The sequence below is a fragment of the Dyella sp. genome (assembly GCF_035486915.1).
GTDB lineage: Bacteria > Pseudomonadota > Gammaproteobacteria > Xanthomonadales > Rhodanobacteraceae > Dyella_B.
This window is the reverse complement of record NZ_DATHMR010000024.1, coordinates 1-8,324: the sequence shown is the minus strand read 5'-3', so window position 1 is coordinate 8,324 and position 8,324 is coordinate 1. Positions and strand designations below refer to the sequence as shown.

The window sequence follows — 8,324 nt, the reverse complement described above, 5'->3', positions numbered from 1 at the left end:
ACGTTGACGTTGAGCGTGTAGCGATCGCTAGGCACTCCCGACGAAGCAGACTCCCTGGCAACGTGTACCGACGTGTTGCTCACTTTTTCTGCATGGGGCGCAACGGCACCGGCGCGCGCGGGACATCCCGCCATGGTCGTCAACTGAAGCGTGTAGAAACCGTTGCCGTCCTTGGCAATTCCCTTCCCTGAAACCGGATCGCCGAGCTGCCCCTTCAAAATGATCGGAGCCCCCACGGGCTGACCATGAGCGTTAGTTGCATTCACACGCGTGACGATGCCGTCGTCGCCTGGGCTGGCAATGGCATCCAATGTCCAGTCGCGGCCCTTGATGGTTCCCTTTTCACCCGGCTTTACGCAGAGCGCAAGGTTCGCCTTGTCATTGATGGTTTCCTTGGCATTTTCAGAATGGAACTCCACCGACATATTGAGCTGCAGCTCACTCGCCGACACCGTCGCCGGCACACCCGAACTTCCTGCGTAAACCGCCAACGAAACGGCGCAAGTCAAGACAAGGATGACGAGGTGAAACATACGATGCATCAAATTTCCCGGTGTGGGCTGCTTCAACATGCTGATTCGCTCCGTGAGTGGATGTCGTGATGTCCAACTACAGCCCACAGGCAGCGGAATGAAGCCGGCCTGTGTTTTCAACATGGCGTTCGCGTAAGCGCGACGTTGCATGCGGTTCTCCCTCAGAACGGCGGCATCGCAGGCCAATTCCTGATCGTGATGAAATGCCGACAGGGAAAGCCACGCCAACGGATGAAACCAAAATACCGCGATGACTGTTTCCGCCAACAACGACCACCAGTTATCGCCTCGGCGCGCATGCATGGTTTCGTGAGCGAGAATCAATGCGCGTTCTGTCTCGTCATAGCGATTTTGAAAATCCGCGGGCAACACAATGCATGGTTTCCATGTACCGACTAGCGCCGGCCCGACGTCGGTATTTATCGCTTGCACGACAGGCCATCGCGACGTACCTGTGTCAAGCGCGGCGGCATTCTTCAAGCGCCGACGATAGTGCGATTGCTTCCGTGCAGAAGAAATTGACCTAATTACCGCTCCGGCAATCCAGACCATTAGCGCGATCGGGCCCCAATCCAGGGTGACGCCACCATGAGTTGGCGCGAATGCGCTTGGAGGTGTGAAAGCCTGCGTAACCTTTGACAGTTCGACAAACTGCACAACTACCTTATGCGGTAACTGGCTTACCAGCATCGCCACGACGGGAAGTAACCAAAGCTGGAACGCACTACGCGGTCCGAACAAACGCCGGCATGGCTTACGCAGGAACAACACAAACAATATCGCTGACGTAAAAGCAAGCAACACAAGCCAAGCGCGCTCGGAGTAAGCCGCCACGAGGTGATCAATGCTGGTCATCGCCGAGTTCCTCAAGTAGCTTGCGCAGTTCGGCGATATCTTTTTTAGTCAGCTTGCGCTGTTCGGAGAAGTGCGCGACCAGCGGTGCGACGCGGCCCTCGAACAATCGATCTAGCAGCCCTTTGCTTTCTTGCGACACGTACTGCTCGCGCGTCAGGCGCGGCGAATACATATAGCGCCGGCCGTCACGCTCAGCCTTCACGGCCTTCTTGGTGAGCAGCCGATTGAGCAGGGACTTCACGGTTCCCTCCTGCCAGTCCTGCTGCGAACCCACCTCGGCGAGGATTTCCTCGGCGGTGCGCGGCGCCTGCCGCCACAGCACCTCCATGATCACCGCTTCTGCTTCGCTGATTGCCATGGCACCACCGTTTACATGTGTAAGCGCAATTATGTTTACGCATGTAAACGAAGAGTGTCAACACCTTTTTAGCGGCACCAGGCCATACCCGGCCGAACGGATACCAACCTGCGACCTTGGTACAGCATGCTCGGTCATCGATCCGTCGTATCCTATGCAACTGTCCCTCCCCGCACGAAAGGCCCACTCATGGACAAGGTTTATGCAAGCGCTGCTCAGGCTCTGGAAGGTGTGCTGTTCGATGGCATGACCATCGCGGCAGGCGGTTTCGGTCTCTGCGGCATTCCGGAAAACCTGATCGGCGCGCTGCTCGAAGCAGGCACGAAGGATCTGACCATCGTCGGCAACAACGCTGGCGTGGATGATTTCGGTATGGGCCCGCTGCTGAAAACGCGCCAGGTCAAGCGTGTGTACGCCTCTTACGTGGGCGAGAACAAGGAATTTGAGCGCCAAGTGCTGGCGGGTGAACTGGAACTGCATCTGGTGCCGCAGGGCACGTTGGCGGAAAAGCTGCGCGCAGGTGGCGCAGGCATTCCCGGTTTCTATACCCGCACCGCGTTCGGGACCAAACTCGCCGAGGGCAAGGAAACGAAGAAGTTCGGCGAGAAGGAATACGTGCTGGAAGAAGCGATCCATGCCGATGTTTCCATCGTCAAGGCATGGAAGGGCGATATGCTCGGCAACCTGGTTTTCCGCAAGACCGCGCGCAACTTCAATCCCATGATTGCGACGTGCGGCAAGGTCTGTATTGCCGAAGTGGAAGAACTCGTTGATGTCGGCGTACTCGGCGCAGATGACATTCACCTTCCCGGCATTTACGTCGATCGTATCCTGCAAGGTCCGAGCTATGAAAAGCGCATCGAATTTCGCACGATTGCGGGCGCGAACACCGGCAAGGAAAGCCCGATCCGCATCGCTATGGCCAAGCGCGCCGCAAAAGAATTGCGTGATGGCTTTTACGTGAATCTCGGCATCGGCATTCCGACGCTGGTGGCGAACTACATTCCCGAGAATATCGACGTCACGCTGCAGTCGGAAAACGGCCTGCTCGGTATCGGGCCGTTCCCAGATGACGCCAACGTCGATCCCGATCTGATCAACGCCGGCAAGCAGACGATCACCAGCCTGCCGGGTTCCAGCTACTTCTCCAGCGCCGAATCGTTCGCGATGATTCGCGGCGGCCATATCGACCTGTCGATTCTTGGCGGCCTGGAAGTGTCCTGCACCGGCGATCTGGCCAATTGGATGGTGCCCGGCAAGATGGTGAAAGGCCCCGGTGGCGCCATGGATCTGGTGAGCGGCGTCAAACGCGTGGTGGTACTCATGGAACACACCGCGAAAGATGGCTCGCCGAAGATCAAGAACGAGTGCGATCTGCCACTGACCGGCAAGCAAGTCGTGGATCTGATCATCACCGATCTGTGCGTGTTCGAAGTAGAGAAAGGCAAAGGCCTGACGCTGATCGAACTGCAGGAAGGCGTCACGGTGGATGAGGTGAAGGCGAAGACGGGATGCGCGTTCAAGGTGCACGCATCGCTGCAGTGATGTTTCGTATGCTCCCTCTCTGTATGGCAGAGAGGGAGTTTTGCTTCACGCCGGAACAGGCATCGGATTTGGGAAACGAATCTCCGCAACGTAAGTGTTGCCGCCCTGCACGTGCAAATCGAGCGGCCATGCGAATCGCTCGCTTATGCGCCGCGCAATCGCGTATTCGAATCCCTGTTGCGCGGGGCCGCCGGTATCTTCATCGTCACCGGCCTTGGCCGACACGCTCACCGCACCGGGAAGCACCGTCACCAACACGGTGCCCTGCCCGGTGTATTGGCTCGCATGACGAATCAGCTGCCAGCACAGCACGGCAAACACGCGCGGCGAACCGTGCAGCGCAAATTTCGCCGGTTCTTCGAATTTCAGTTCGACGGGATGACCGTGCAACATCTCGCGCGCATCGACCAGTTCGTCGCGCAATACGTCGTTCACCACGAAATCCTGCTCACCCTGCCCATTGTCGGCTTCGCGCGCCAGAATCAGCAACGCTTCGACCAACGCTTCCATCTCCCGCGACGCACGGCGGATGCGCTGCACGGAACGCTGCCCGAATTCGCTGAGCGAGGATTCGTCCGCCAGCATATCGGTCGACATCTTGATGACGGTAAGCGGGCTGCGCAGCTCGTGGCTCGCATCGCGCGTGAAGTTGCGTTCGCGTTCGTTGTAGCCGGCGATGCGGCTGGCGAAGGCATGAAACCCGCGCGTGAGCGTCGCCACATCGCGGTCGGTACGTTTGGATAACCGATCCGTTCCGAACGCCTGCGGATCACCGCTTCCTTCGTCCCAGCTGCCAATCAACCGCGCCAGCAAACTCACCGGCCGCCAGACGCGTTGGGCTGCGAGCCATGCCAGGGCACTGACGATCACGATCACCACCAACACGGCGCCGAACGGGGCCACGTTATAGAAACCCATCAGGCAAACCACGACCACCGCCACGAGCTGCATGCCGAAAATCAGCATCAACCGGCGTTGAAAGCCGCCGCGCACGCGCGCGTGGCGTTGAGTTGTACCACCCCTAGTTGTCATGGAAACGCTTTTTGGGTTGAGGGGCCTATGCGATATGGCTTGTTGCGGTGGTCTCAGCATCCAGATCGGCTAGTCGGTAGCCAGCGGAGTGAATGGTGTGCAGCAGCGGTCGATCGAACGGTTTATCGATCACACGCCGCAGGTTGTAGAGGTGGGAGCGCAGGGTGTCCGAATCGGGAAGCGTGTCGCCCCAGATTTCGCGTTCGATATCGCGACGGCTGACGACGCGCGGCGATTCGCGCATCAGGATCGCCAGCAGCTTCAGACCGATTGGCGAGACCGTCAGCTCCTGCCCCCCACGGGTCAGCCGCAACGTGGCTGTATCGAGCGTCATGTCGCCCACCGTCAGCACCTCGCTGGAAACCTGGCGGCGGTCGCGGCGGATCAAGGCACGCAGACGTGCTTCGAGCTCGCGCACTTCGAACGGCTTGACCAGGTAGTCATCGGCGCCGGCTTCCAGGCCGACCAGCTTGTCTTCCAGCGTGTCGCGCGCGGTGAGCATCAGCACCGGGGTGGACTTCTTGGCGTCGCCGCGCAGCTTGCGGCAGACATCCAGGCCGTCAATGCCCGGAAGCATCAGGTCCAGCACCACCACGTCATAGCTGTTGGACACGGCCAGGTGCAGACCACTGACGCCGTCCTGAGCAAAATCAACGGAATAGCCGCGGCGTTCCAGGAACTCACCCACCATCTCGGCGATTTGGCGGTTGTCTTCGACCAGAAGGATCAGTCCGGCATGTTCGTCTCTTGAACTCATGATTGCCCTCGTCACTGCTGTCATCTTCACATTTGTGAAGGCTAACGGCCGGGGTAGTAAGCACGATGTGAATTCCGTTGGACGAAACCGTGGACGGGGTTTCAGTGCAGCAGGGGTTCAAGTTGCGGCCAGACAGTGTTCAGGACAATCGGCTCTCCAGCGGCGATGGGATGCAGCCCATCCTCCTGCATCAGGTTCGGGTTCAGGGCCACCCCCTCGAGCAGGAAGGGCACCAGCGCCGTGTGCTTTTCCCCGGATACGTCGGCATAGACCGCCCGTAGGCCATCGCGATACTGCGGCCCGTAATTCACCGGCATCTCGATGCCCAGCAGCAGCACCTTGGCACCAGCGTGCTGGGCGGCGTCCACCATGGCGGTGAGGTTGTTCCGCAGGTTCGGCAGGGGAAGCCCCTGCAGCCCATCGTTGGCCCCCAGCTCGATGACAACGATGCGCGGGCGATATTGCGCCAGCAGGCCCGACAGGCGATTGCGCCCGCTCAGCGAGGTCTCGCCGCTGATGCTGGCATTGATGACCGTCCAGCCCGGCTCCATGTCGTTGAGACGTACTTCCAGCAGATGCACCCAACCCGCTTCTACCGGAATGTTGTGCGCGGCGGACAGCGAATCGCCCAGCACAATGACTGTCTTCGCGGCCGTTTTCGCGGGGGCGGCGTGCAGGGCGCCGATACCGCAAAGCAAAACAAGCAAACAAAGGAAACGACGCATGAGTGATGGTTCTCGTCCGGTCCTCGAAGTTCGGGATGTTAGCAAGTCGGTGAACGGGCCCGAGGGGCGGCTGGATATCCTCACCAATGTCGCCATGCAGGTGAACACAGGCGAGAGCTTCGCCATCGTCGGCGCGTCCGGATCGGGCAAGACCACGCTGCTGGGACTGCTGGCCGGGCTGGACACACCCACGCGCGGCAGCATCCAGCTCGACGGTCATGCGCTGGAAACGCTCAACGAAGAAGCGCGCGCCGATCTGCGCCGCCGTCTGGTCGGCTTCGTTTTCCAATCGTTTCACCTGCTGCCCGCGCTCACCGCCGAACAGAACGTGATGCTGCCGCTGGAACTGGAAGGCAATCCCGCCGCGCGCGAGCGCGCGCGCGAAGCACTGGAAGCGGTCGAATTGAGCGGTCGCCGCAAACACTATCCCGCGCAACTATCCGGTGGCGAACAGCAACGCGTGGCGATTGCACGCGCGTTTGTGCATAGCCCGCGCGTTTTATTTGCCGACGAACCCACCGGTAATCTCGATCGCCGCACCGGCCGTCATGTTTGCGACTTGATGTTTGCGCTGAACCGCGATCATGGCACCACACTGATTTTGGTCACGCACGATCTGCAACTGGCAGAGCGTTGCATACGCCGTGTCGAACTGCAGGAAGGCCGGCTGGAGCCGCTGGCATGAAGATGCTGCTGCTCGCCCTGCGCAGCCTTCGCCGCGAGTGGCGGTTACCCGAATTGCGCACGCTTGCTGCATCGCTGGTGCTGGCGGTGGTGGCGCTTGGCGTCGTCGCCACACTCACCGCGCGCATGGAGCATGGTGTGCTTGCCAGCGCTGCGGAATTGATCGGTGGTGATCTGGGTGTCTCCGCACCGCAAAACATTCCCGACACGTTTGCCAATGCAGGCCGCGAACGCGGACTGGCGATGACACACACGGCAAGTTTCCCAAGCGTTGCGTTCGCGCAACAGCAAAGTCAGTTGCTTGAAGTGCTGGCCACGGATACCGCTTATCCCTTGCGCGGCACGTTGCTGATTGGCGATGCTCATGGGCGGCAGGTCGCCAGCCACGGTCCCACTGCGGGCACTGTGTTGCTCGATCACCGCGCCTTGGTCGCACTGCATAAAACGATTGGCGACACCGTGCAGCTCGGTGGACGCGATCTGCGTATCGCCGGCGAAGTGCTGCAGGAACCGGACGGCGGCGAGCTCGTGGCGATGGCGCCACGCGCACTCATGAGTCTTAGCGATGCCGAACAATCTGGCTTGCTCGGCGTGGGCAGTCGCGCGCGGCATAGCCTGCTACTGGCAGGTCAACCCGCTGCCGTGCAGAGCTGGCGGCTGTGGGCGCAATCGACCGCTTTGCCGCAAGGCGGCGAACTCATCACACCGGAACAGACGCAGGAACGGATGCGCAATGCATTCGATCGCGCCGGGTCATTTCTTCGTTTGACCGCCCTGCTTTCGGCACTGCTGTCGGGCGTTGCCATTGCGTTGGCGTCGCAACGTTATGCGCGGCGCAAAACAAATGAGGTGTCGCTACTGCGTGCATTAGGCACGTCGCGTGGACGCGTGCTCACCCTGCTGCTTGGCACGCTTGGCGGCCTTGCGCTGCCTGCAGCCTTGATCGGCGTGCTGCTCGCACTTGCGTTGGCACAAGGTGCGTGGATGTTTGCCAGCCAGATGTTCGCGGGTGTGCCGACCGAGCTACCCATCCTGCCCTCTCTGGCTGCGGCGTGCATGGGCATTGCTGTGCTGGTTGGCTTCGCGCTACCGCCGTTGGTACGGCTTGCCGACATACCACCCGTCGCCATATTTCGCGCGAGTCTCGCGCGTCGCATACAGCGGTTCGATACGCTGTATCTGATACCCGTCGTGGTCGCGCTGGCGCTTATCTGGCGTCTGAGTGGATCGGCACAACTAGCGGGCATTCTTGCCGCCAGCCTTTTGGGTGTCGCGGTTGTCTCGGCATTGCTTGCAGCGCTGTTGTTGTGGGTCGCGCGACGCATTGCGCCGGGCGGACATCCCGCGTTGCGACTGGGCATGGCCGCGCTCGCGCGCCGCCGTGGCTTGAGCATCGTGCAGGCCACCGCATTGAGCCTGGGGCTTACTGCGCTGCTCCTGCTCGCAATCGTCGCGCCATCGCTGCTCGATGGCTGGCGCCAGGAGTTGCCTTCCAACACACCAAATTGGTTTGTACTCAATTTGCAGGACGATCAACGCACCGATTTTTCCCAAGCGCTGTCGCACATCGGCGGCAATCAACTCAACATGATGCCGCTCGCGGTGGGCAAGTTGACGGCGATCAATGGTCAGCCCGTCGATCGGATGAATTTTAAGGACGACCGCGCGAAAGACTCCGCAGACCGCCAGCTTCGTCTTTCATGGTCGAATGATCTGCCGCCATCGAACACGGTTATCGCAGGCCAGTGGTTTTCACCGAATCCAGCGCAAGCGGAAGTCTCGGTGGATACGATGTGGCGCGACATGTATCACCTGAAAATCGGCGACACGATGCG

General features: G+C 60.3%; 8 protein-coding genes. 3 read left to right on the top strand and 5 right to left on the bottom strand.

The window, feature by feature from the left end; translation table 11 throughout:
• The coding region (locus VK725_RS02650; RefSeq protein WP_325316510.1) for a M56 family metallopeptidase at window positions 1-1,388 on the bottom strand (1,388 nt) is incomplete at its 3' end.
• Window positions 1,375-1,746 carry a BlaI/MecI/CopY family transcriptional regulator gene (locus tag VK725_RS02645; RefSeq protein WP_325316509.1) on the bottom strand — a complete coding sequence of 124 codons (372 nt, stop codon included), beginning with the start codon at window positions 1,744-1,746 and terminating at the stop codon, window positions 1,375-1,377. The genes VK725_RS02650 and VK725_RS02645, both read right to left, overlap by 14 nt.
• Window positions 1,747-1,935: 189 nt before the next feature.
• Here VK725_RS02645 and VK725_RS02640 point away from each other — a divergent pair, with 189 nt between their 5' ends.
• A complete protein-coding gene (locus tag VK725_RS02640; RefSeq protein ID WP_325316508.1) occupies window positions 1,936-3,291 on the top strand; it encodes a 3-oxoacid CoA-transferase subunit B in 1,356 nt (451 codons plus the stop codon).
• Window positions 3,292-3,336: 45 nt separating this feature from the next.
• Here VK725_RS02640 and VK725_RS02635 read toward each other — a convergent pair whose 3' ends face one another.
• The 3 genes from VK725_RS02635 to VK725_RS02625 all read right to left on the bottom strand — a co-directional run bounded on the left by VK725_RS02635 (window position 3,337) and on the right by VK725_RS02625 (window position 5,805).
• The gene (locus VK725_RS02635; RefSeq protein WP_325316507.1) at window positions 3,337-4,323 is read right to left on the bottom strand and encodes a HAMP domain-containing sensor histidine kinase; all 987 of its coding nucleotides are present in this window, start codon (window positions 4,321-4,323) and stop codon (window positions 3,337-3,339) included.
• Window positions 4,324-4,348: 25 nt separating this feature from the next.
• The gene (locus tag VK725_RS02630) at window positions 4,349-5,080 is read right to left on the bottom strand and encodes a response regulator transcription factor (protein ID WP_126674868.1); all 732 of its coding nucleotides are present in this window, start codon (window positions 5,078-5,080) and stop codon (window positions 4,349-4,351) included.
• A gap of 101 nt (window positions 5,081-5,181) precedes the next feature.
• The gene (locus tag VK725_RS02625) at window positions 5,182-5,805 is read right to left on the bottom strand and encodes an arylesterase (RefSeq protein WP_325316506.1); all 624 of its coding nucleotides are present in this window, start codon (window positions 5,803-5,805) and stop codon (window positions 5,182-5,184) included.
• On the opposite strand from VK725_RS02625, the gene VK725_RS02620 reads away from it, so the two are divergent.
• Window positions 5,804-6,490, top strand: coding sequence for an ABC transporter ATP-binding protein (locus VK725_RS02620; RefSeq protein WP_325316505.1), 687 nt, complete (start codon window positions 5,804-5,806; stop codon window positions 6,488-6,490). The genes VK725_RS02625 and VK725_RS02620 overlap by 2 nt on opposite strands.
• Window positions 6,487-8,324 (top strand): ABC transporter permease (locus VK725_RS02615; protein WP_325316504.1); only part of this gene is annotated, 1,838 nt, incomplete at its 3' end. The genes VK725_RS02620 and VK725_RS02615, both read left to right, overlap by 4 nt.